21 protein-coding genes are annotated in these 23,338 nt (G+C 70.4%); 6 read left to right on the plus strand and 15 right to left on the minus strand.

What is annotated here, in order from left to right; genetic code table 11:
- Positions 1-4 precede the first annotated feature (4 nt).
- The gene (locus tag HJG44_RS09545) at positions 5-1,648 is read right to left on the minus strand and encodes an acyl-CoA dehydrogenase family protein (RefSeq protein ID WP_171218082.1); all 1,644 of its coding nucleotides are present in this window, start codon (positions 1,646-1,648) and stop codon (positions 5-7) included.
- Positions 1,649-1,804: 156 nt separating this feature from the next.
- Here HJG44_RS09545 and HJG44_RS09550 point away from each other — a divergent pair, with 156 nt between their 5' ends.
- The 5 genes from HJG44_RS09550 (at position 1,805) to HJG44_RS09570 (ending at position 8,124) form a co-directional block, all read left to right on the plus strand.
- Positions 1,805-3,235: a circularly permuted type 2 ATP-grasp protein gene (locus HJG44_RS09550; RefSeq protein WP_171218083.1), complete on the plus strand. Its 1,431-nt coding sequence runs from the start codon at positions 1,805-1,807 to the stop codon at positions 3,233-3,235.
- A gap of 51 nt (positions 3,236-3,286) precedes the next feature.
- Entirely contained in the window at positions 3,287-4,225 is a 939-nt protein-coding gene (locus HJG44_RS09555) for an alpha-E domain-containing protein (RefSeq protein ID WP_171218084.1), read from the plus strand.
- A gap of 18 nt (positions 4,226-4,243) precedes the next feature.
- Complete coding sequence (locus tag HJG44_RS09560) at positions 4,244-5,077, plus strand: transglutaminase family protein (protein WP_171218085.1); 834 nt, start codon at positions 4,244-4,246, stop codon at positions 5,075-5,077.
- A 29-nt stretch (positions 5,078-5,106) separates the two neighbouring features.
- Positions 5,107-5,880, plus strand: coding sequence for a proteasome-type protease (locus HJG44_RS09565; RefSeq protein ID WP_171218086.1), 774 nt, complete (start codon positions 5,107-5,109; stop codon positions 5,878-5,880).
- A gap of 87 nt (positions 5,881-5,967) precedes the next feature.
- Positions 5,968-8,124 (plus strand): putative bifunctional diguanylate cyclase/phosphodiesterase, encoded by a 2,157-nt coding sequence (locus tag HJG44_RS09570; RefSeq protein ID WP_171218087.1) that lies wholly within the window; start codon positions 5,968-5,970, stop codon positions 8,122-8,124.
- 3 nt (positions 8,125-8,127) lie between these two features.
- On the opposite strand, the gene HJG44_RS09575 is transcribed toward HJG44_RS09570, so the two are convergent.
- The 8 genes from HJG44_RS09575 to HJG44_RS09610 form a co-directional block, all read right to left on the minus strand.
- The gene (locus tag HJG44_RS09575; protein WP_171218088.1) at positions 8,128-8,592 is read right to left on the minus strand and encodes a cytochrome c-type biogenesis protein; all 465 of its coding nucleotides are present in this window, start codon (positions 8,590-8,592) and stop codon (positions 8,128-8,130) included.
- Complete coding sequence (locus HJG44_RS09580; RefSeq protein ID WP_171218089.1) at positions 8,589-10,577, minus strand: heme lyase CcmF/NrfE family subunit; 1,989 nt, start codon at positions 10,575-10,577, stop codon at positions 8,589-8,591. Before HJG44_RS09580 ends, HJG44_RS09575 begins: the two co-directional genes overlap by 4 nt.
- Before the next feature lie 6 nt (positions 10,578-10,583).
- Complete coding sequence (gene ccmE / locus HJG44_RS09585; RefSeq protein ID WP_171218090.1) at positions 10,584-11,042, minus strand: cytochrome c maturation protein CcmE; 459 nt, start codon at positions 11,040-11,042, stop codon at positions 10,584-10,586.
- Entirely contained in the window at positions 11,039-12,139 is a 1,101-nt protein-coding gene (gene ccmI, locus HJG44_RS09590) for a c-type cytochrome biogenesis protein CcmI (RefSeq protein WP_171218091.1), read from the minus strand. The genes ccmE and ccmI overlap by 4 nt, the downstream gene beginning before the upstream one ends.
- 132 nt (positions 12,140-12,271) lie before the next feature.
- Positions 12,272-13,660 carry an ATP-binding protein gene (locus HJG44_RS09595; protein ID WP_171218092.1) on the minus strand — a complete coding sequence of 463 codons (1,389 nt, stop codon included), beginning with the start codon at positions 13,658-13,660 and terminating at the stop codon, positions 12,272-12,274.
- 13 nt (positions 13,661-13,673) lie between these two features.
- Complete coding sequence (locus HJG44_RS09600; RefSeq protein WP_171218093.1) at positions 13,674-14,348, minus strand: response regulator; 675 nt, start codon at positions 14,346-14,348, stop codon at positions 13,674-13,676.
- A 14-nt stretch (positions 14,349-14,362) separates the two neighbouring features.
- Positions 14,363-14,677, minus strand: coding sequence for a PepSY domain-containing protein (locus tag HJG44_RS09605; protein WP_171218094.1), 315 nt, complete (start codon positions 14,675-14,677; stop codon positions 14,363-14,365).
- A 48-nt stretch (positions 14,678-14,725) separates the two neighbouring features.
- Positions 14,726-15,520 carry a glycoside hydrolase family 108 protein gene (locus HJG44_RS09610; protein WP_171218095.1) on the minus strand — a complete coding sequence of 265 codons (795 nt, stop codon included), beginning with the start codon at positions 15,518-15,520 and terminating at the stop codon, positions 14,726-14,728.
- Positions 15,521-15,596: 76 nt separating this feature from the next.
- On the opposite strand from HJG44_RS09610, the gene HJG44_RS09615 reads away from it, so the two are divergent.
- A complete protein-coding gene (locus HJG44_RS09615) occupies positions 15,597-15,767 on the plus strand; it encodes a hypothetical protein (RefSeq protein ID WP_171218096.1) in 171 nt (56 codons plus the stop codon).
- Here HJG44_RS09615 and HJG44_RS09620 read toward each other — a convergent pair.
- Genes HJG44_RS09620 through HJG44_RS09645 form a run of 6 tightly spaced genes read right to left on the minus strand, consistent with a single transcriptional unit; the run spans position 15,760 to position 23,326 of the window.
- A complete protein-coding gene (locus HJG44_RS09620) occupies positions 15,760-16,872 on the minus strand; it encodes a DUF2793 domain-containing protein (protein WP_210260994.1) in 1,113 nt (370 codons plus the stop codon). The two genes, HJG44_RS09615 and HJG44_RS09620, sit on opposite strands and share 8 nt — an antisense overlap.
- A gap of 13 nt (positions 16,873-16,885) precedes the next feature.
- A complete protein-coding gene (locus tag HJG44_RS09625; protein ID WP_171218097.1) occupies positions 16,886-20,755 on the minus strand; it encodes a baseplate multidomain protein megatron in 3,870 nt (1,289 codons plus the stop codon).
- Complete coding sequence (locus tag HJG44_RS09630; protein WP_171218098.1) at positions 20,752-21,183, minus strand: NlpC/P60 family protein; 432 nt, start codon at positions 21,181-21,183, stop codon at positions 20,752-20,754. Before HJG44_RS09630 ends, HJG44_RS09625 begins: the two co-directional genes overlap by 4 nt.
- Positions 21,180-22,073 (minus strand): DUF2163 domain-containing protein, encoded by an 894-nt coding sequence (locus tag HJG44_RS09635; protein WP_171218099.1) that lies wholly within the window; start codon positions 22,071-22,073, stop codon positions 21,180-21,182. The genes HJG44_RS09630 and HJG44_RS09635 overlap by 4 nt, the downstream gene beginning before the upstream one ends.
- 10 nt (positions 22,074-22,083) lie before the next feature.
- Positions 22,084-22,722, minus strand: coding sequence for a DUF2460 domain-containing protein (locus tag HJG44_RS09640; protein WP_171218100.1), 639 nt, complete (start codon positions 22,720-22,722; stop codon positions 22,084-22,086).
- 7 nt (positions 22,723-22,729) lie between these two features.
- Positions 22,730-23,326, minus strand: coding sequence for a phage tail tape measure protein (locus HJG44_RS09645; RefSeq protein WP_171218224.1), 597 nt, complete (start codon positions 23,324-23,326; stop codon positions 22,730-22,732).
- Between the last annotated feature and the right edge of the window lie 12 nt (positions 23,327-23,338).

Raw genomic sequence — 23,338 nt, forward strand, 5'->3', positions numbered from 1 at the left:
TCCGTCAGTGCAGGCGCGGCACCGCGCTCCTGGCGATCGCTCCGGCATCGATGCCGCGGGGAAGCGTGCCGAAGGCGCCCGTCCAGCCGGCATCGAGCCGGCTCGCGACGAAGGCGTCAGCGACCTCCGGCGGCTCGTGCCTCAGAATCAGGCTTCCCGCCAGCATGAGCGCCAGGCGTTCGATGAAACGCCGCGCCTGGCCTTCGTGAGCCGCGAGGTCGCGGATCTCGTCGTGAAGCGCCGCGAGAGCCGCGTCGAAGCGGCGATCCGCGCCCGCGGCCCGGCCGATCTCGGCAAGAAGCGCCTCCAGCGAGCCCGGCGCGCGCTGCATCGAGCGCAGCACGTCGAGGCAGATGACATTGCCCGTGCCTTCCCAGATCCCGTTCAGCGGAGCCTCGCGGTAGAGCCGCGCCATGAGGTGATCCTCGATGAAGCCGTTGCCGCCGTGGCATTCGAGGGCCTCGGTCACGACGGACGTGACCCGCTTGCAGACCCAGTATTTTGCGATCGGCGCCGCGATGCGCCCGATCAGCCGCTCCGCCTCGTCGGCCTCGCCGTCGAAAGCCGCCGCCACGCGGAAGGACAGCCAGGCGGCCGCGACCGCCTCCACCTGCAGGTCCGCGAGCACGTTCGTCATGATCGGCTGGTCGATGAGCGAGCGCTGGAAGGCGCGCCGGTTCGCGACATGGTGCGCCGCGTGCGAGATCGCCTGCCGCATGATCCCGCCAGAGGACAGCGCACATTCCAGCCGCGACAGGTGCCCCATCGAGATCGCCTCGCGGATGCCGTGCCCGTCCTCGCCGACGAGCTGGGCGTAGGCGCCGCGATACTCGACCTCCGAGGAGGCGTTGGAACGGTTGCCCGCCTTCTCCTTGAGCCGCTGGATCATGAGGTGGTTGCGCGAACCGTCGGGAAGCCAGCCCGGGACCAGGAAGCACGAGACGCCGGCCTCCGTCCGGGCGAGGGTGATGAAGATGTCCGAGTGCGGCACCGAGAAGAACCACTTGTGCCCAACGAGGCGCCAGCCTTCGCCGTCCCGCTCGGCGAAGGTCTGGGTCTGGCGCAGATCTGAGCCGCCCTGCTTCTCGGTCATGGCCATGCCGACCGTGATGCCGGTCTTCCCCGCCGCGGAGGTCTGGCGCGGGTCGTAACGGGTCGAGAGGACCTTGGCCTCCCACTCCGCCGCAAGCGCCGGATCGCGGCGCAGCGTCGGCACGGAGGCATAGGTCATCAGGATCGGGCACATGATGCCGTTCTCGCCCTGGTTCCAGAGGTAGGACAGGGCGGCGCGGGCGACCTGCGCACCAGGGCGCCGGTCCGTCCACGAGAGGGAATGCACCTCCTGTCCGATCGCCAGGCCCATCAGCTCATGCCAGGCCGGATGGAAGTCGATTTGGTCGATCCGGTTGCCGAACCGGTCATGGGTCCTGAGTTCGGGGGTGTGGCGGTTCGCCTGGCGCGCGAGCATCTGGACATGTGCGCTCCCGACCGTCCGCCCGGCCGCCTCGAGCTTCTGCCGCGCCCAGTCTGCCCCGAAGGCATGCACGATCCGGCCCAGCGCCGGGTCGCTTGAGAAGGCGTCGTAATCCGAAAGCGGAGGCGGCTGGTTCAGCACCTCGTGCGTGGCATAGCCGTATCGGTCGAGCATGGTGTCCTCCCGCCCGGGCTTGGCCGCCCCGCATGCGGATGCGAGTACCCTGGTCTTTAGACCAAGGGGAACGTGTTGGCCGGAACCTACCACCAAACTCCGCTTTCCCTGGAACACGACTTGCGTTTAGCGTCGCAGACTACACCCGGGGGGACGATGGCAGGCGCAGCGTTCGACGAGATGAACGGCAGCGGGAGCGGAACCGATGGCGTCCGCCCCCCGTACGAGGCCCTCAGCGCCTGGCTGAAGCAGCAACCGCCCGAGTTCTTCAACACCCGCCGCAGCCAGGCGGAGCTCTTCTTCCGCCGGATCGGCATCACCTTCGCGGTCTATGGTGAGAACGAGACCTCCGAGCGGCTCATCCCCTTCGACATCATTCCGCGCCTTCTCACCAAGGCCGAGTGGTCGTTCCTGGAGCGCGGCCTGAAGCAGCGTGTGGCGGCGCTCAACGCCTTCCTGAAGGACATCTACGGGCCGCAGGAATGCATCAGGGCGGGGATCATCCCGGCCGACCTCGTCTATCGCAACCCGCACTACCGGCTCGAGGTGAAGGACATCCCCATCCCGCACGACATCTATGTCCACGTCGCCGGGATCGACATCGTCCGGGTGGGACCGAACGAGTTCTACGTGCTCGAAGACAACGCCCGAACGCCGTCGGGCGTATCCTACATGCTCGAGAACCGCGAAGTGATGATGCGGCTCTTTCCCGAGCTCTTCGCCAGGCACCACGTCGCCCCGGTCGAGAACTATCCGGACGCCCTTCTTGCGACCCTCCGCTCCGTCGCGCCCGAGAGCGTGGCGCGCGACCCGGTCGTCGCCCTTCTCACGCCCGGCCGCTACAATTCGGCCTTCTACGAGCACTCGTTCCTGGCCGACAAACTCGGGGTGGAGCTGGTGGAGGCGTCCGATCTCTTCGTCAAGGATGAGCGCGTGTACATGCGCACGACCCAGGGACCGACGCGGGTGGACGTCATCTACCGCCGAATCGACGACGACTTCCTCGACCCCCTCGTCTTCCGGCCGGATTCGATCCTCGGCGTGCCCGGCATTATGGGAGCCTACCGGGCCGGCAACGTGACCCTGGCCAATGCGGTCGGGACGGGAATCTCGGACGACAAGGCGGTGTACACCTACATGCCGGAGATCGTCCGGTTCTTCACCGGGGAGGACGCGATCCTGAAGAACGTGCCGACCTGGCGCTGCCGCGAACCGGAGGCGCTGTCGCATGTCCTGGCACACCTGTCCGAGCTCGTCGTCAAGGAGGTGAACGGCTCGGGCGGCTACGGCATGCTCGTCGGACCGCACGCCTCCAAGAGGGAGCTGGACGAGTTCACCCGCAAGCTGAAGCACAACCCGGAGAACTTCATCGCGCAGCCGACGCTCTCGCTCTCGACCTGTCCCACCTTCGTGGCCTCCGGGGTCGCGCCGCGGCATGTCGACCTGCGGCCCTTCGTCCTCTCGGGCGCGGACGAGATCAGGATCGTGCCCGGTGGCCTCACCCGGGTCGCGCTCAAGGAGGGTTCGCTCGTCGTCAATTCGAGCCAGGGAGGCGGAACGAAGGACACCTGGGTCCTGGACGGCTGAGCGCTCCCCGCCTGACCGAACCGCCCGGCTCCCACCAGCAAGGCCTCCCCGATGCTTTCCCGCACCGCCGATTCCCTCTTCTGGCTCTCGCGCTATTCGGAGCGCGCCGATTTCGTCGCGCGCATCCTGGATGCGACCCTGCGACTGACCACGCTGCCGCAAAGCTACTCCGGCGGGCGGAACGAGTGGGAATCCGCCCTCGCCTCGGCCGGCAACGTGGAGCTCTTCCGGTCGCTCTACTCCGTCGCGAACGAGGACACGGTCCGCGACTTCCTCGCCTTCAACCCAAGAAACCCATCCTCCATCCGCAGCTGCATCGAGACCGCGCGGGAGAACGCAAGGTCCGTGCGGACCGCGCTCACCTCGGAGATGTGGGACGACCTGAACTGCGCCTGGCTGGAGATGAAGAAATACGACAACGACATCAGCCAGGAGGAGTTCGCGCGCTTCCTCGACTGGGTGAAGCGGGTCGTCCTCACCATCGACGGCTCGGCCTACCGGACCATGCTGCGGAACGATGCCTATTGGTTCACCCGGCTCGGGAGCGCCATCGAGCGCGCTGACAATACCGCCCGCATCCTCGACGTGAAATACTACCTGCTCCTACCCGAGACCGAGCGCGTCGGCGGCAGCCTCGACTACTTCCAATGGACCACGATCCTACGCGAGGTCTCGGCACTCACCGCGTATCACTGGGTCTACCGCGAGAGCGTCAAGCCGTGGCTCGTGGCCGATCTCCTGATCCTGAACCGGCAGATGCCGCGCTCGTTCGCGAACTGCTACGAGATCCTCGTGCGCTATCTCGACCTGATCGCCGACGCCTATGGCCGGCGCGGCCCGAGCCAGCGGATCGCGACCGGCATGCGCGCGCGTCTCTCGTCATCCAGCATCGACGAGATCTTCTCCCGGGGCCTGCATGAATTCGTGACCGAGTTCATCGACGAGAACAATCGCCTCGGCCTGGCCATCGCCGAGCAGTATCTGAGCTGACGTTCCCTCTCGAGACCCATGCGGATCCGCATCTCGCACCAGACCCGCTACATCTACGAGAGCCCTGCCCGCTCGGTGCTGCAGATCCTACGGCTCACGCCGCGGGACAGCGAGAGCCAGCACATCCTTTGGTGGCGCCTGGAACCCAGCGTGGAGGGCCGGCTCAAGCCGTTCGAGGACGCCTTCGGCAATCTCTGCCACGACTTCGCGCCCGACCACCCCGTCGAGGACTTCACCATCGCGGTCATAGGCGATGTCGAGACGCACGACACGGCAGGCATGGTGCGCGGGACGGTGGAGCGGGTGCCGGATCCGGTCTTCCTGCGCGAGACGCCGCTGACCGCCGCCGACGACGCCATTCGCACCTTCGCCTCCGAGCACGGGCGCCATGCAGACCGGGACCCGCTGGGGGCCCTGCACGCCGTCATGTCCGCGATCCACCGGACGATCGCGTTCGACACGGATCCGACCGACGCCGCCACGACGGCGACGCAGGCCTTCTCGCTGGGTCGGGGCGTGTGCCAGGATCTGACGCATATCTTCATCGCCTGCGCGCGCCACCTCGGCATTCCCGCCCGCTACGTGTCCGGCTACTTTCACCGCGCCGACGGCGTCGCCGACCAGGAAGCGGGCCATGCCTGGGCGGAGGCCAAGGTGCCGCATCTCGGCTGGATCGGCTTCGACCCCGCCAACAGCATCAGCACGACCGAGGCCCATGTGCGGGTGGCCATCGGGCTCGACTATCTCGGAGCAGCCCCCATCCGCGGCAGCCGTCGCGGCGGCGGCGGCGAGAAGCTTGACGTTCGCCTGAGAGTGGATACCGCTCGCCGGCAGGTTCAGACGCAGAGCTGAGCTGCGGGCAGGACCGCCCAGGAGAACAGATGACCTATTGCGTCGGCGTGCTCGTCAGGGACGGCCTCGTCATGATCGCCGACACCCGCACCAATGCCGGGCTCGACAATATATCAACCTATCGCAAGCTGCACCTCTTCGTGTCGCCGGGTGATCGCGCCCTGGCGCTGGCGAGCGCCGGAAACCTGTCCGTCTCGCAAGCGGTGATCAGCCTCCTCCAGGAAGGCACGGAGAACCCCGATACGGGTCAGCTCGAGACGATTCACGACGCGCCGACCATGTTCAAGGCCGCCCAGCTCGTCGGGCGGGCTATCCGCCAGGTTCGAGCCATCCATGGCCCCGGGCTGCAGGAGGCGGAGCTCAGGTTCGACGTGTCCTTCCTCTTCGGGGGGCAGATCAAGGGGGGGCCGATGCGGCTCTACATGATCTATTCCGCCGGGAACTTCATCGAATGCTCGCACGACGCGCCCTTCCTGCAGGTGGGCGAGCACAAATACGGCAAGCCGATCCTCGACCGCGCCGTCTCACACGGCACCGACCTGTACGACGCGCTGAAGATCGCGCTGATCTCGATGGACTCGACCATGCGGTCGAATCTCAGCGTCGGGCTCCCAATCGACATCGTGGTGATCCGGCGCGACGCGCTGGCGACGGAGGTCGTCCATCGCATCGATGTCGGCGAGCCCTATTTCCACGATCTGCGCGAGCGCTGGTCGACGGCGCTAAGGGCAGCCCACATGGCGATCCCATCGCCGCCCTACGGGCGGCCCCAGGGAAGCGTGCTTGGCCGCAACGGCTTCTAAAGGTTCGCTCCACATAGTCGGAGAAGATCGCAGTCCGACTGAATGTCCCACCTGAGTTCCAGGCTCGCCCGTTCGCACAGCGCCCTCTTGTCGCGTCTCCTCTGGCCGACGGGCGTGCTGTTCGTGGCGACCCTCACCATGGTGGTCGTGACCTTCCTCTGGACCAGCCAGAACGCCGACCTCGTGGCCATCGACGGCCAGCGGGCCCGGCTCGGCGCCGGCCTCGACCAGCGCCTCGAGTCGCTCCGCGACGAGTTCGCCGGGTTTCTGGCCCGGCTCCCGATCGAGGGCGCCGACCCGACTTTCGGGCTCGATCCGGCGGCGGTCACGTTCCGCGGCTTCGACGATGCGGCAATGCTGTCTCCCTCCGGCTTCTACAACAGCCCGGCCAGGGACCCCTTGACCCTCGACCGCGTCCAGAAGCTCGTCGCGGGGGGGCTGTCGCTGCGCGGAACCACGACGGATCTCGATCGGGACGGCGAACCAAATGCCACGGTCGATCCGGTCCGCCAAGCGATCGAAGCGCGGCTGCTGAGCGACGGCGAAGCCGTCTTCGCCGTCCTGTCCGCACGGATCGGAGACATCCGTCTCATCGCGTCTCCGCACGCGAACGATCTCGTTCTCGCCTGGAAGAGACTGGACGGCCCCATCCTCAACCGGATGGGCGCGATCCACGGCCTGAAGAACCTGAAGGTCGTGCCAGCCTCGCGGGCGGGTCCGTCGTCGGGCGACGAAGCCGTCCTTCCCCTCCTCGACGGGCGCGGAGAAACCGCCAGCTACATCGTCTGGGACCCGGAGCGGCCCGGCGACGTCATGCGTGGCCGCCTTCTGCCTCTCCTCACGATCGGGCTTGGCTTCGCGGCGCTGCTCTTCGGCGCCGTCGCCCTCCATTTCCACAAGACGACGAAGAACCTGGCCGAGACCGATGCGATCTCCAAGGAGCTGCTCGGCCGCGATCCGCTTTCCGGCCTCGCCAATCGCATGCTGTTCAACGAGCGGCTCGACCGCGAGCTCGCCAAGGTCGCCGAAGGCGAGCCCGGGCTCGCGGTGATGTTCATCGACCTCGACCGGTTCAAGGACGTGAACGACGCCTATGGCCACCAGGCCGGCGACGAGCTCATCCGCCTCGTCGCCGGCCGGCTCCTCAACATCCTGCCGGAACGCGATACGCTCGCCCGGCTCGGCGGCGACGAATTCGCCATCATCCAGACCCAGGTCGCCTCCTTCGAGGAGGTGGAGGCGCTCTGCCGGCGCATCCTGGACCTCCTGACCCGCCCCTTCGCGGTCGCGCATACGCAGGTGACGGTCGGGGCCTCGATCGGGGTGGCCGTCGCGCCGGACCACGCGCGCGATCGCGAAAGCCTGATGAAGCTCGCGGATACAGCGCTCTACCATGCCAAGAGCGAGGGCCGGAACCGGATGAGCTTCTTCCAGAGCCGCATGGACGAGACCCTGCGGATGCGGAAAATGGTCGAGGACGATCTGCGCCGGGCCATCAAGGAGGATCAGCTCGTCCTCTACTACCAGCCGCTCTTCTCGGCGGACGGGACAAGGATCGTCGGCCTCGAGGCCCTGGTCCGCTGGCCGCATCCCGAGCGAGGCCTGATCAGCCCGACCGAATTCATCGCGATCGCGGAGGAGCGGGGCCTCGTCATCCCGCTCGGCGAGTGGGTGCTGCGACGGGCCTGCGAGGACGGGAAGCGCTGGCCGAACCTGCGCGTGGCCGTGAACGTCTCGCCGATCCAGTTCCGCCATCGCGGCTTCGTCGAGAGCGTGATGCGCGTGTTGGAGGAGACCGGGTTCGAGCCCTCGCGGCTCGAGCTCGAGCTCACCGAGGGAGTGGTGGTCGGCGACGCCGACGCGGCCGAGGCGGCCATGATCGATCTGCGCGCGCTCGGCGTCCACCTCGCGCTGGACGATTTCGGCACCGGCTATTCGAGCCTGATCTACCTGCGCCGCTTCGCGTTCGACAAGATCAAGATCGACCGCTCCTTCCTGGAGAGCATGGAGGCGACGGGCGAATCGGCGATCCTCGTCCACTCGATCGTGCATCTCGGTCGCGCGCTCGGTCTGATCGTTACGGCCGAAGGCGTGGAGACGAAGGAGCAGCACCGCTTCCTGCAGGCGCTCGGCTGCCACCAGCTCCAGGGCTATCTCTTCTCCCGGCCCGTGCCGCGCGAGGAGATCGATCGCATGCTCGGGCTCCAGGCCCATCCCGAGATCCCCGCCGCCGATGCGGCCTGACGATCACGGCCCGCCGATCGCCCGGATGCGCTCTTCCTCGTCGGGCGTGAGCGGGGCATCGCTCGTGGCGGGCTTGCGCCTGCGCGCCCGGACCACCCCGAGCACGGCGAGGGCGAGCACGAGCGCAGGTCCGGCCCAGAGGATGGCCGTGTGCCAGGCCATCACGGGGCGCAAGAGGACGAACTCGCCGTAGCGCTGGACGACGAAGGCCCGGACCTGCTCGTCGCTGTCTCCCGCCTTCAGGCGATCGCGCACCAGGACGCGCAGATCTCGGGCGAGCGGCGCGTCCGAGTCGTCGATGGACTGGTTCTGGCAGACCAGGCAGCGCAGTTCCGCGGATATCTCGCGCGCCCGGCTCTCGAGCTGCCGGTCCGGCAGGATCTCGTCGGGGGCGACTGCGGAGACCGGGCCGGAGGCGGCGGCCGCGACGGCGAGGGCGGCGGCGAAGACAAGCGGGGCTCGGATCATGCCGGCTTCCCGGCAGCGGCCCCGAGCGGGGCGGCCGCCCGGGCGCGCACGGGTACGCCCACCCGGAGGCGCCTGTCGGTGAGCGAGAGCGCCCCGCCTGCCGCCATGAAGAGCGAGCCGATCCAGATCAGGAGAACCAGCGGCTTGTCGTAGAGCCTCAGGCCGACGGATCCGTCCGTGCCGATCTCGCCGACGCTGACATAGACTTGGTCGAAGCCGCGGGTGAGGATGCCGGCCTCGGTCGTCGGCATGCCGCGCGCCGGGTAGAAGCGCTTGGCGGATTCGACGGTTCCGACGGGCTGCCCGCCGCGCCAGAGCGTCAATGTCGCCACCTGTTCGGTGTAGTTCGGCCCCGTCCGCGGCTTCATGCTGTCGAGCCGCGCCGTATAGCGGCCCACATTCGCCTGCGTCCCGGGACGCGCGGTGACGATGGTCTCCGCGCTCCAGGCCTGGGCTGCGATACCGATGATCGTGACGCCCAGCCCGGCATGGGCGAGGGCGCTGCCCCAGGCCGCTCGGGGGAGGCCCGCAGCGCGGCGGAGGCTCGCGAGGAGCGGGCGGCCGCGCGCATGCGAGCGGAACCAGATCTCGCCTCCGCCCGAGAGCACGAGAAAGACGCCGAGCCCGACCGCGAGCGGCGCGAGGACCGGCCCACCGGACGTCGCCGCCACCAACCCGAGGGCGACCAGGATCGCAACGGCCAGCAGAACCGCGAGGCGCTGGGCGGCGGCGTAGAGATCGCCGCGCTTCCAGGCCAGCGCCTGCCCGAAGGGAAGGACGAGGAACAGAGGCAGGACGAGCGGCAGGAAGGTCAGGTTGTAGTAAGGCGCCCCGACCGAGATCTTCTCGCCCGTAAGGGCCTCCAGCGCGAGCGGATAGAGCGTGCCGAGGAGGACGGTCGCGCAGGCGCTCGCCAGGAGGAGGTTGTTCAGGATGAGCGCGCCCTCGCGGGAGATGGGGGCGAAGATGCCGCCCGCGCGGAGCAGCGGCGCGCGCCAAGCGAAGATCGCGAGCGAGCCGCCGATGAAGATGGCCAGGATCGCCAGGATGAAGACGCCGCGCGCCGGGTCGACCGCGAAGGCGTGCACGGAGGTGAGGACGCCGGAGCGGACCAGGAATGTGCCGAGCAGCGAAAGCGAGAAGGTCAGGATCGCGAGCAGGATGGTCCAGACCTTGAGCGCCTCGCGCTTCTCCATCACCACGACGGAATGGAGGAGCGCGGTGCCGGCGAGCCATGGCAGGAGCGAAGCGTTCTCGACCGGATCCCAGAACCAGAACCCGCCCCAGCCGAGCTCGTAATAGGCCCAGTAGGAGCCCATCGAGATGCCGAGCGTGAGGAAGCTCCAGGCGAGCAGCACCCAGGGACGCGCCGCCCGCGCCCAGACCGCATCCACCCGCCCCTCGATCAGCGCCGCCATGGCGAGCGCGAAGGTCATCGAGAAGCCGACATAGCCGAAATAGAGGAGCGGCGGATGGATGGCGAGGCCGATATCCTGGAGGATGGGATTGAGGTCGTTGCCCTCCGCCGGCGCCGGATTCGCCCGGGTGAAGGGGTTCGAGCTGAACAGGATGAAGACGAGAAAGGCGACGGTGATCGCGGCCTGGACCGAGAGGGCGTTCGTCTTAAGCCGGGCTGGGAGATTGGGGCTCACGGCCACCATCGCGCCGAAGAGCGCGAGGATCAGCACCCAGAGAAGCATCGAGCCTTCGTGGTTCCCCCAGACGCCCGTGATCTTGTAGATCATCGGCTTCGCCGAATGGGAGTTCTCCACCACGTTCAGGACGGTGAAGTCGGACGTCACATAGGCGACGAGAAGCGCCACGAAGGCGAAGCCGACGAGGCCGGCGACCCCGATCGCGGCCGGCGCGGCCGAACCCATCAGGACGGGATCGTTGGCGCGGGCGCCCCAGAACGGGATCACGCCTTGCAGGACGGAGAGGCCGAGCGCCAGGGCGAGCGCGTAATGACCGGCTTCGACGATCATGCGGCGTCAGCGCGTGGCCGATTGCTGCTGCGGGCCGCCCTGCCAGACGCCCTGCGCCTTCAGCGCATCGGCGACCTCGCGCGGCATGTAGGTCTCGTCGTGGCGGGCGAGCACGGTGTCGGCCACGAAGACGCCGCTCGGGCTCAGCACGCCCTCCGTCACCACGCCCTGCCCCTCGCGAAAGAGATCCGGCAGCAATCCCTTGTAGCGGACCGGCACGCTCGCCGCGCCGTCTCCCACCTTGAACTCGACGACCTGATCGGTGCCGCGCTTCACGGAGCCTGCATCCACCAGTCCGCCGAGGCGAAAACGCGTGCCGGGCGGCAGGGCGGTCGAGGCCACCTCGCTCGGCGAGCGGAAGAACACGATCGTGTCCCGCATGGCGTTCAGCGCGAGGCCGAGCGCACCGGCGAGCACCACGCCCGCGGTGCCGATGATGGCGAGCCGGCGGCCCTTGCGGGTCATCGCCCGGCCTCCCGGGTCGGCAGGCCGAGATCCTGGCCGAGCCGGTCGAGGCTCGCGACCGCCTGGGCGTCTGCGGCGAGGGCCGATTTTGCCTTGGCGAGCCTGTCGCGCGCCTCGTCCGGGCGGCCCAGCACGACGAAGGATCGCACGAGCCGCGCCCATTCGGGCTCGGTGCCACCGTGGCGCGCGAGGCGGGAATCGAGCCCCTCCACCATGGCGAGAATTTCGGGGGAGGCAGGCTGGGGCCCGGCGACAGGCTTCGCCTCGCGGGTTTCGAGCCGTCCGAGGCGCGCCTGCACGATCGGCACCCACGGCGCCTGGGCGGGCGCCTCGGCGATCATGCGCCGGTACTCGACCATGGCCTGGGCCGCATCGCCGTCCTGCTCGGCGGAGAGCGCCGCGTAGAAGCGGGCCTTCGCGGAGGTCGGATCGAGCCTGCGCGCCTCGGCGAAGATCGCGGCGGCCTCGGCCGAGACCACGCCCCCGGCGGCGCCAACGAGAGCTTCACCGTGTCCGGTCAGCCGGTCGACGCTTTCGCCCTGCAGGCGCCGCGCCGCCGCATAGGCCCGTGCGGCATCCTCGTACCGGCCGGCCCCGAGATAGACGGGCGCGATGACGTCCCAGCCGCGCCCATCCTCCGGGTTGGCCGCAAGATGGGCCTCGATCTTCGCGAGAGCCCCGGCGAAATCCCGGACGACCTCGGCGCGCGCGGCCTCCGCATCGATGCGGGATGAGATCTGCGGCGAGCCGAGCACGCCGTATACGGCGAGTCCGATCAGGGGAACGATGGACAGGCTGAAGGCCGCGGCGGCGCGGCGCCGGCGCAGAGCGGGCTCGCCAGTCGCGGAGATCGCCGGCCCTCCCTCGGCATGCGCCCTCAGCAGACGGCGGCCCGCCTCGGCCTTGGCGGCCTTGGCCTGATCGGCGGAAATCAGCCCACGCTCCATCTCGCGGTCGATCTCGGCCATCTGGTCGCGGTAGAACTCGACGTCGCCACGAGCCTCGCTCTCCGCGCCGGAGATCCGGCGGGAGAGCGGCCAGAGCACCGCCATGACGGCGGCCCCCGTCATCAGCGCCATGACGACCCAAAGGAGCATGGCTTCACATACGCGCCAGGAAAAACGAGCCGAAGGTGGCACGTGGCCACACGTAATAGCCCTTAGCGCATCGGAACCTAGCGTGGGAACGGGTTTGCGGCCTGCATGAGCGCGCCGTCGCAGCCCCGCGCGTCACGCCACCATGTCCCCGGCCACCGTGATCTCCGCCCGCGTCCCGCCGAGCGGGGACGGCCCGAGTTCCAGCTTCCCGCCATAGATCGCGGCGAGCTCCGCCACGATCGAAAGGCCAAGCCCCGACCCCGGCTTCGTCTCGTCGAGCCGGCGGCCGCGCCGCATGGCTTCCGCGCGCGCCTCCGGGGGAAGGCCCGGACCGTCGTCGTCGACCGTGATGCGCAGGACCGGCCGCGCCTTGTCCTCGCCGAGCCCGGCCCGGATGGCGACGCGCGCTTCGGCCCATTTGCAGGCATTGTCGACGAGGTTCCCGGCCATCTCCTCCAGGTCCTGGCGCTCGCCGCGGAACCGGAGCCCCTCGACGGCTTCCACCGAGACGGAGAGGTCCTTCTCCCGGTAGATCTTGCCGAAGGTGCGGGCCAGCGCCTCCAGGACCGGGCCGACCTCCGTCACCGCGCCGAGCGTTCCGGCCAGAGCCGCCGCGCGCGCCCGATTGAGGTAATAGTCCATCTGGTCGCGCATGATCGCAGCCTGCTCGCGGACGCGCGCGGAGAGTTCGGGAGTCGGCTCGCTCGCCTCGTTGATGATGACGCTGAGCGGCGTCTTCAGCGCGTGGGCGAGATTGCCGACCTGCGTGCGGGCGCGCTCCAGAATCTCGCGATTCGCGTCGAGCAGGAGGTTCAGCTCCTCCGCGAGCGGGGCGATGTCGCTCGGATAGTCGCCGGCGATCCGCTCCGAATGTCCACGCCGGATCGATCCAACGGCGGCGCGAAGATCGAGGAGCGGCTTCAGGCCGAAACGGATCTGGAAGAGCGTCGACAGCCCGAGCGCGCCGCCGAGGAGAAGGAAGGTGATGACGAGCGCCATCACGAAGCGGCGCTGTGCATCCGATATCTCGTCCGCCGGACCCGCGAGGCGGACGACGAAGCGCCCATCCTCGCCGAGATCGATGTCGCGTTCGAGCATCCGCAGCATGCGGCCCTCCGGACCGGCCGCATAATCCTTCCGGATCTGGCCGAAGCGGCGGTCGGGCGACGCCTCCGCGAGCGTGGGAAGCGGGTTGCCGAGAAGCGAGCGCGAGGCCTTCACGTCCCGGGGCTTCGCGTCGAGGCGGCCGACCTGCCAGTACCAGCCGGACAGCGGGATATCGAAGCGGGGATCGCCGAGGCTGCCGAGCCCCCGCTGCGGCTCCTGGTCTCCCGGGCCGACGAGATCGGCCGCGAGGTCGTTGGCATAGACGAGCAGCCGCTCGTCGAAGGCACGTTCCGTCGCCTGCCGGTACACGGCCGACAGGATCAGGCCCGCGATGAGAAGGATGAGCGAGCTCCAGAACAGCGAGGAGGCCGCGAGGCGGACGGCGATCGAGCGGCCGGCAAGAAGGCGCCGCATGATGCGCACCCTCTCAGGCTTCGGCCTTCGGTCCGGCTTCGACGAGATATCCGAGGCCGCGCACCGTCTGGATCAGATCGACCCCGAGCTTCTTGCGCAGCCGGCCGACGAAGACCTCGATCGTGTTCGAGTCGCGGTCGAAATCCTGGTCGTAGAGATGCTCGGTCAGCTCTCCGCGCGAGACGATGCGGCCGGAATGGTGCATGAGGTAGGACAGCAGCCGGTATTCGTGCGAGGTGAGCTTCACGGGCGTGCCGTTCACGCTGACGCGGCCGGACCGGGTGTCCAGCCGCACGGAGCCCGCCACGAGCTCGCTCGTCGCGTGACCGGTGGAGCGGCGGAGCAGCGCGCGGATGCGGGCGAGCAGCTCCTCCATGTGGAAGGGCTTTGCCACATAATCGTCCGCCCCCGCATCGAAGCCCTGGACCTTGTCGCTCCAGCGGTCGCGCGCCGTCAGGATCAGGACCGGCATCTTGCGCCCGGCCCGGCGCCAGTTCGTCAGAACGGAGACGCCGTCGATCCCCGGCAGCCCGAGGTCCAGGATGACAGCGTCGTAGGGCTCGGTTTCGCCGAGGAACTGTCCTTCCTCGCCGTCATAGGCCTTGTCGACCGCGTAGCCGGCATCGCTCAGCGCAGCCGCCACTTGCCGGTTCAGGTTGCGATCGTCTTCGACGAGGAGGAGACGCACGGGGGCCTTCGGGATCAGTGGACTGTCTTGACCTTGCCGGAGGGCGCGTCGACCGTCACCCGTACGACCCGGCCATCTCTGGTCAGCAGAACTATACGATATACGAGCGCGTCGGGCTCGCGGCAGAGGGACGCCCGGAGAATCTCGGAATCGGGCACGGCCCGGCGCACATGCACGAGCGCCTCGCTCGGAGCGACGACCTCGTGCGCGGCCACGACCTCCACCGTGTCGCCCGGCGACAGGCAAGGCGGCTCGGCAGCCCGGTCGGCGGCCCGGGCGGACGGGGAGCCGAGAGCGGCGAGGATCGTGCCGATGAGGGCGCGGCGCATGACGAAGGCTCGCGCCGCGCCCCTGAACTCACCGTGAATGCGGCCGGCTCACTTCGCGGTGGGCGCGATCTGGCTGGTGGCGCGGAGCCGGAAATAGGTCGAGGCGAGGAAGCTCAGGCCCGCCACGATCTGGGACAGAGCTTCGGCGAGGCCGCTCTGATCCAGGCTTCCCGTCTGCACCCCGAGCGCGCCGAGGGCGAGCGAGCCGAGGCCGACGACGTTTGCCCAGACGGTCCGGCTGGCCAGCATGCTCTTTGTGTCGGTCATGGTCTGGTTCTCCTCTCTCGGTTGCAAATCTGCGATCGCGGCGATGGGGCCGGCGGGAGCTCGCGCAGCGGCGGCGAGCGCCGCCGCCTCGACCCGGGTGGTGCGCGAGGTCCAGCCGCGCCCGAAGACCGGCCAGGTCGAGAGCGTGCGCAGGAAGCGCAGCCGCTCGCGGGTGAGCGCCCGGATGGCGTAGGACGGCACGGCGGCGCGCGCCGCTGCCAGCGTGACGGGACCGATCCTGCCGTCGGGAGCCGTGCCGAGCACCGTCTGCAGCGTCCGGATGGCGCGTCCGGGGCCGGAATTCACGGCGAAGTCGAAGACCGCCAGGTCGAGCCCGGCCGGAAGCTCGTCTCCGCGAACGGCCTTCCAGTAGAGCCGGCGGTAGATCGAGCCCGCTTCCGCACGAGTCAGAGCCTTGACCTCGGCGACCGTCACGGGCCGCCCCCGCGCCTTGGCCAGCGTGGCGCGGGTGATCCCGAGATTCGTCGCCCCGCCGGGGTCGTTCGGATGGTTCGCGAAGCCGCCTTCCAGCTCGAGGACGAGCGCGAGCGCCCGGTCGAATGTGTCCGCCGCCATGGTTCCTCCGGGTCGTGATGGCTCATGCCGGCAGCGCCGGCTGGTCGGGTCGCAGGAGCTGGGCTAGGCTCCAGGGATGACCTGGATCGTCTCCCTCGTCGCGCTTCTGGCCGTGCTCTTCCTGGTGGGACGCGGCATGCCGCTGTCGCGCTGGCCGGTCATCATCGCGGCTACGCTCGCGGTGATCGTCCTTGTCGTCGCGGCCGAGCAGAGCGGCTGGTGGCCACGCTCCTGGCAGGTCAGGTAGCGTCTGCCTCGAGAGCCGCGACCCTCGCGGCGAGGCGCGTCATTCCGGCCGAAAGCTCCAGCACGGCCGCATGGAGGAGCGCCGTGACCTGGTCCGGCCGCAGGCCGAGCTCGCCGTCCGGGCGGTCCGGCGCGAGGCGGACGACGAGGCCCGCCTCTCCCACCCTGGCACCGAGCGCAGCGAGCCAGGCCTGAGCATTCCAGCCGAAATGGCGGCCGCTCTCTCCCGACCTCCAGCCGAAGGCGATCGGCGGCGCCTCCCGGAGCAGATCGAGCGCCAGACCGGGATCGAGCGGCTCGACCTCGCGCTTCTGGCGCATGTCGGAGGTGCTGACCGTGCCGGTCGCGGCATAGATCGCGGAGAACCGGCGCGTTCCCGTCCCGAGTGAATGCGCATTGTCGCTCGCCGGAGCGATGTTGCCGGCGACGGTAAGCCGCTCGGAAGGCGCGGAGGTCCCGATCCCGACCTTCCCGTCGGCCTTCACCCGCATCGCCTCGCTCCAGGCGGTGCCGTCGGCCGAGGTCTTGAGCTGGAGATCGTCGTCGCCGACGAGGCCCAGCTCCGCCCGACCGGAATAGCCGCTCTGGAACAGGACCGACAGCACCTGCGAGGCCGCCTCCTTGTTCAGCGTGCAGCGCAGGTCGCCCGTCCCGCCCTCGCCGGTGCCGAGCGCGGTCCAGAGGGCCTTGTTGAGCTTGGCCGAGAACGGGTTCGCGGCATCCGCGCTCGTGCCGATCCCGAGCCGGGCAAGGTTCTGCAGCGCCGCCGGAACGGCCGGCGCCCAGGCGGCCCCATCGAAGACGAGGAGCACGGCTTCGTCCGCGGCGAAGCAGAGGAAGCCGGGCTGCGGCGCGTGGAAGGCCCATGCTCCCGCCGAGAACGCCGCGATCTCGCCGGCATGGCCGGCCCAGGCGCCGCCCGGCGCGGCAGGGACGAGATAGCGGTCGCCCTCGGCGGGCGAGGCGGGCGGCGCGGAAAGGTCGCGGTCGAGGACGGCGCAATGGACGAGGGCATCGAGCGCGAGCAGCGCCTCGTTGTGAGTGACGTGCTTCTGCGCCTGCGCCGCCGCGAGCAGCGGCAGGCCCAGATTGGGCGTTTCGGACATGATCGTTCCCGGCTCAGTGGATCGGAAGGACGGCCTCGGCCGCAAAGCCCGGCCCGATTGCGGCGCTCACCTGTGCGACGCGGACGGACAGCGTGGCCTGCGCCGCGCCGAAATCGGCGATCTCGTCGCTCGCCGCGTAGAGCGCCGAGGTTGTTGATGCCTCGATCCCGCGCAGCACCGCCGCGCCGCTCATGACCTCCAGCCGGTACGCCTCGCGCTCCTCCGCTAGCGGCACCTCGGCGAGCTCCCAATTGTCGCCGCCCTGCCGCGTGCGCCGGATCCAGCTGATCCGGACGCCCTCCGGCTCGCGCCGGGCGCGCAGATGCACAGGCGCGAACGGAGCGAGCGCCGTTCCGCCGGCGGTCGCGGCGAGCTGGACGCAGCTCGGATCCCCGTGATCCCGGCCGGCCGGGCCGACCCGGTAGAGGCAGCCTCTCCCGAGATCGCCCGGGTGGAGCGCGACGGGCAGGAGCGCCTCGTCGAGCCGGACGATGGGGGCGCCGGCGGGAACCGTCCGGAGCGCCAGGCGCTCGGTTCCCCCGAGCCCGCGGAGCAGGCCCGAGAGACGGTAGCGCCTGGGGCCGGTCATCTCGGCGAAGGCCGCCGAGATGACCTCCCAGGCGCCCTCCGGCCCGCGCAGTGCGAAAAGGCTCTCAGAGCCGAGCGCCCGCGCCTCGCCGACGGAGCTCAGCGCGGCCGCCGAGAACTCGGCATCGATCGTGGTCCCGCGATCGAACAGCCAGACCGGACCGGGCGGCACGGGGGCGAGCGTCCGGCCGATCACGGCCGGCAGCTCGGCCACGCCGTGGAGCGAGAAGCTGGCGCCGCCATCGAGAGACCGCCAGACCGCAGCCGCGCCCGGCCAGGGCTCGGCCGCGACCGCGAGATGCTGGAGCGGCGTCGGTTCCCCGCCGGCCGCCGGCAGGTCGAGCAGCAACGCCGCGGGCCTGCCCGCAATGGGGGGCGGCTGCGAACGCCGCGGCGGCGAGGATACGGACCGCGCCGTGACGGCGAATACCGCGGGATCGACCTCGCGCGTTTCGACCCGGCGCACCGGGCCGTCCGCGATCCGCACCACACGGTGGAGCACCGCGCCGGCCTGTCCCTCGAGCTCCACGATGTCGCCCGGCTCGAGATCGAGCCGCCGCGGCGAGAGCGCGAAGCGGGCGGTCTCCCGGCCGGCCCATTCGTCCTGGAGCCGGATGTCGGCGAGGCGCTGCGCCTCCGCCCGACGCGTCACGAGCGCTGCCTCGACGCGGATCTCGCGGCGGCTCGTTCCTGCAAGCCGGCGGGACCCTGCCGCCGCCCGACCATACTCGCCTTCGCCATCCGTGAAGCCGAGCTCGACCGAGACCGGGAGTTCCGTTTCCTGTGCCCGCAGGCGGGAGAGGAGCGGTTCCTTGTCCAGCTCCGAAAGCTCGGCCGCGGCGACGGCCGCCTCGGCCCTGCCGCCCCTGCCCTTCCAGCGGATCGCGCCGCCGCTCGCGACCGCATCGAAGCCGAAGAGCTCGGCCAAGGGCTCGAGCGCCTGGCGGGCCGACATCGGCCGGTCGAGCACGTAGCCGTCCACGAAGCCGTCGAGCGGGAGGTCCGGCCCGGGGTCGAGGCCGTACTCCGTCATGATCGCCTGGACGAGCCGGTCGAGGGGGACGCCCTCGATCCGGCCGGTGATCCAGTGCCCGGCCTGCCAGTTCTGGCCATCCGCCCAGACGAGGTCGAGATCCGGGAAGGCCGGGAAGGGGCGCGCGTCCCAGGCCCAGACCGACACGCGAGCCGGGTCGATCATGCGCCCGCCATAGAATGGCGAGACCGGGTTGCCGCCGGAATGGCCCGGCAGCGCCGGATCGAAGCCGGAGAGCATCGCCTCAAGGGCCCGCACCTGCACGAGGTCGTCGCGTGCGCCGCTGGAAAAGGGCGGGACGGCCGCTTCGATCGATTTCGGATCGGGGAAGACGTTCGGCCCGTTCGGCCCCTTGTCGACGGCCGGAACGCCGATCTCGGTGAGCCAGATCGGCTTCGACATCGGCAGCCATGACGTCGGCGCGGTTTCGCCCCCATCGACCCGCTCGACATGCGGATTGCTCCACCAGCCCCCGAAATCCTTCGGCCGGAAGGTCCAGGGCTTGCCGTAGGCGCCGTCGGTGATCGGCATCCTCGCCTGCGCGAGGCGGTCCGCATCGCCGGCGTAGAACCAGTCGAAGCCCTCGCCGGCATGGAGGCGGGACCGCAGATAGTCGCGATCGTAGACGCTGCGGGCGAGCGCCGAGTCGGCGTTCGCCGGCCCGTCGCGCCAGTCGGAGAGCGGCGCGTAGTGGTCGATCCCGACCGCATCGATCGCCGGATCGGCCCAGAGCGGGTCGAGTGGGAAGCGGACTTCGGCGCCGCCATCGAGGACATGCGCGCCGTATTCCGTCCAGTCCGCCGCATAGGTGATGCGGGTCGCGGGCCCGAGCCTGTCGCGCACCTCGCCGGCGAGCGCGCGAAGCTGGCCGACGGCCGGGTAGGCGCCCGGCGCGGAGCGCACCCGCGTCAGGCCGACGAGCTCGGAGCCGATCACGAACCCGTCCACGCCTCCCGCCTCTGCCGCGAGGTCGGCATAGTGGCGGACGAGGCGGCGCAGGCCCCACCCCTCCGGTGGACCGAAGAAGGTCTCGACCTGCTCCGCCGCCGCCGGGGTCAGGTCGACGCTGCCCGGCCGGCCGGGGGCGGGCGCGCAGGTGATCCGCCCGCGCCAGGGATAGGGAGGCTGCCCGGCCTCGCCGGTCCGCGGGTCGGGCAGGTCGTTCCCGGGCGGCACATCCATCATGACGAAGGGGTAGAGCGTGACCGCGAGCCCCCGCCCCTTCAGGTCCTCGATGAGCCGGACGACGCTCGCGTCGGACGGCGTGCCGCCATAGGCGGGGCGGCCCCCGGCCTGGCTCACGGCGCGCGCCTCCGTCCGGACGAGGCCCGCGACGCTCCATTCCGTCCCGGAGGTCGTCTTGTCCGCCGTCTCGATCCGGGGCGCGATCGTGCAATGGCCGGCCCGCAGGTCGTCGCCGAACCACGAGACCACGAGCGAGACATGCTCCAGGTTCGGGCAGAGCGCCTGAACCTGGTCGAGCGACGCCGCGACATCCGTCGCCTGCTGGAACTGGTGCGCGTTCTCCGGCGCCGAGTGTCCGAGCCCGAGCTCGCGCCGGGTCGGAACCGTCTCGTAGGCGAACTCGCCCGCGCCCGGGATCAGGCAGACGGAGCGGATCATCTGCCGCAGCCCGTCCATCGGCCGCACGACCTCGAAGGTCAGTTGCGGAACGCGGTTCCCGAACTCGGCGAGGGGCAGCCTCTCGAAGACCACATAGGCGAGGCCGCGATAGGCCGGCGCGTTCTCCGCGCCCTCCTTGGCCACGATCAGCGGGTCGGGAAGCTGGTCCTCCGTGCCGCGATGCACCCGCATCGCGAGCGCGGTCTGGTCGATCTCGCGCCCATCCGCCCAGATCCGGCGGACGAAGGCGATCGGCCCCTCGCAGAGCCCGACCGCAAGATTCGCGTGATACGCGTAGGTCGTCGTCACGGTCGTGGTCGCGCGCCGGGAGGAGCCGAGGCTCTTGCCGCCGCGACTCGTCTGGCGCTCGGTCGCCGTGTTCGCCACCTCCTCGAACCGCGTCGCCCAGATGAGCTGTCCGCCGATCCTCGAGCGGCCGTAGACGCGCGGGATGGGGGCGCCCTCGGTCGAGGCGAGCCCGTTCATCTCGGTGAGGCGCGGGCCCTCCACCACGCGGGTCGTGCTGCGCCCGCCGCCCCCCGCGATCGCACCAGCGAGCAGCCCGCCGAGATAGCTTGTGCCGGCATTGACCAGCCCGCCGATCGCCGCGTCGGCGGCCTGGAGAACCAGCGTCGTCATGGCTCGGCTCCGGGGAAGGAGAAGATCGCCGCGAGATGGCGGTCCCACCAGGGCGCGATCGCGACCTCCGCGACCGACGCGCCGTCATGCGCATGGACCATCGTGCCCTCGCCCGTCGCGATCGCGCAGTGCTTCGCCGGCAGGTGGTTTCGCCAGCGGAAGAAGAGGACGTCGCCCGCCTGCCAGCAGCGCCCCCGGACCGGCACGAGGTACCGGCCCGCCGCCCCCAGCAGGGCCTCGCGGCCGGACGCCTCCGCCCAGTCCCGCGAATAGGGCGGCGCCCTTTCCGGCTCGGCGCCGACCGTTTCGCGCCAAAGGCCGCGGAGCAGGCCGAGGCAGTCGCAGCCCACGCCCTTCAGCGATGCCTGATGCCGGTAGGGAGTGCCGATCCAGCCCCGCGCGGCCAGGACGATCTCCGCCCGCTTCATCTGAACAGGCTCCCGCCGTCGAAGACGCCCGTACCGGCGGTCGCGACCTTCAGGACGAAGTCGTTGCCCGGCATGTGCGGGAAACCGCGATGGTTGATGACGTTGTCGAACTTGCCCCGGCAGGTCGACAGCCGCTTGTCGCAGCCGGCCGAGACGCGGAACGCGTCGCCGGGCGAGACCGCGGCCGGCATGCGCCGCCACAGGTCGAGCTCCGCCCGGCTCCCGACGACCCGATGCGCCTTCACCTCGACGGCGTCGCCGGCATTCGCGCCCGAGAGCCAGACGAGGCGCCCGGCCGTGAACCAGTCCGCCGCATAAGCGGCGAGAGCGCCCGCCGCGAGGCTCAGAGCGCCGTCCGTGGTCTCCACGGCAGCCTCGGCCGTGTAGGCGGCCGAGGACAGGTCGACCCGGCAGCGCCCGTCGCCCAGATCGGCCGAACAGGTCGCGCGGTAGGTCAGCCCGCGCTCCTCGTCGAGGCGGTGCATCGGCCCGCGCAGCTCCGCCACGAAGGCGCCGTCCTCGCGCCGGATCTCCCCGATCGAGAACATGTCCGTCAGGAGCCGCGCCTCGGGAGCGGCCCAGTTCACGATCCAGGTCTCGACTTTCGCGTCGTCGTAGCGCCCGGCCAGGATGTCGGCCTCGGTCAGCCCGGCGGAGACGAGGGCGCCAGCGACCTCCCCGCCCCCGATTGCGAAGCCGAGCTCGGCGCCCGCCTCCGCGGCCTCGAGTCCGGTCCGCGCCGCGAATGTGGTGCCGTCGAAGGCGAGATCGCGATCGTGGTCGGTGAAGCCGAAAACCGCGCCGTCGCGGCGCGTGAGGCGCCAGGCGCGGCAGAGCGTGGTCGCGCCCTCGCCGAGATGCGCGGCGAGCGCGGGCGGTATGGTGCGCATCGGCGAGGCCTCAGGGGATGATCTCGACGAGCGGGATCGACGGGATCGCGCCCGCCGCGAAGGCGGAGAGGTCGAATTCGAGCTCGTCGGCGTCGAAGCGAACGGGCACGTCGAAGGCGAAGCCCGCCGTGACCGGCGCGCCCGCGGCGGGCGGCGCCGCGAAGGTCACGAGCCCGGTCGTCGCGTCGCAGGCGACCCCGGCGCCGAGCGCCAGCTCGGACCCGGCGACCGCGATCCGCACGCTCCCCGCGACGGGCTTTCTGATCGCGCGCTCGTATGGAGAGAAGCCCGAGCCATATCGTTTGACGAGCTGGAATATCGCTCTCGTGCCGTCGCCGGTCCCGATCCGCACGTCCGTCGGGCTCGGCACGCCCGAAGGCGCGCAGGACTTGCAATCGACCCGGTCATGGAAGCGGAAGCCGTGGAGCCGCCCGCGCCTCTCCTCGAAGAAGGCGAGAACGGCGTGGAGCGCATCGACCGTCCGGACGCCGAGCCCGGCATCGTAGCGGCGGCGCGAATCCGCCCAGCGCCCGTTCCGGTGCTCGCGGCCCGAGGCGAGCGTCACGATCTCCGTCCGGCGCACCGGCCCACCGCGCGAGCCGAGAGCGACGTCGAGCGGAAAGCGGACCTCATGGAAGTCGGCAGGCATGCGGCCCTCACGATGCCCGGCGGCCGCGCGCGACGGCCCGGGCGAGCGCCGCCGAGACCTGGGCCTCGGAGCGGCGGAAGCTGTCGATATCGGGCGTGGCGATGTTCACGGTCACGCTCGCGGCCGCCGCCGGGCCCGCGCGCACGCCGAGCCTGCCGTCCGGGCCGCGCGCGAGCGGCATCACGGCCTCCGCGCCCGCCTCGCCCATGAGGCCGAGCCCGCGGCCGAGCGGAAAATAGCTCGGGGAGGCGACGACGCCGCCCGACGCGAAGGGGACGACCAAGCCGCCGGATAGCGCACCGCCCCTGGCGAAGGGGAACAGGTTCCCGCCGAAGCTGAAGGAGGATGCCGCCTCGGTCAGAGCGCGGGCGGCGCCCTGCAGCGCTCCCGTCAGCGTCGTCTGCAGCGTCGAGACGGCGCTCCGGCCGAGGGCGCCGGCGAGCTTCGCGCCGATGCCGTCGAGCACGCTCCCGAGCTGCTTGCCGCTCGTGGCGCCGGCCGAAAGCGCGCCGGCGAGCGACTGCCCGAAGCTCCGGGAGAGGCGGTCCAGTGTCTCGAGCTGGCGTGCATTGCCCGCGAGCATAGTCTCGGTGTCGTCTAACATAGCCACGACAAT

This window comes from Enterovirga aerilata, assembly GCF_013044135.1.
GTDB lineage: Bacteria > Pseudomonadota > Alphaproteobacteria > Rhizobiales > Beijerinckiaceae > Enterovirga > Enterovirga aerilata.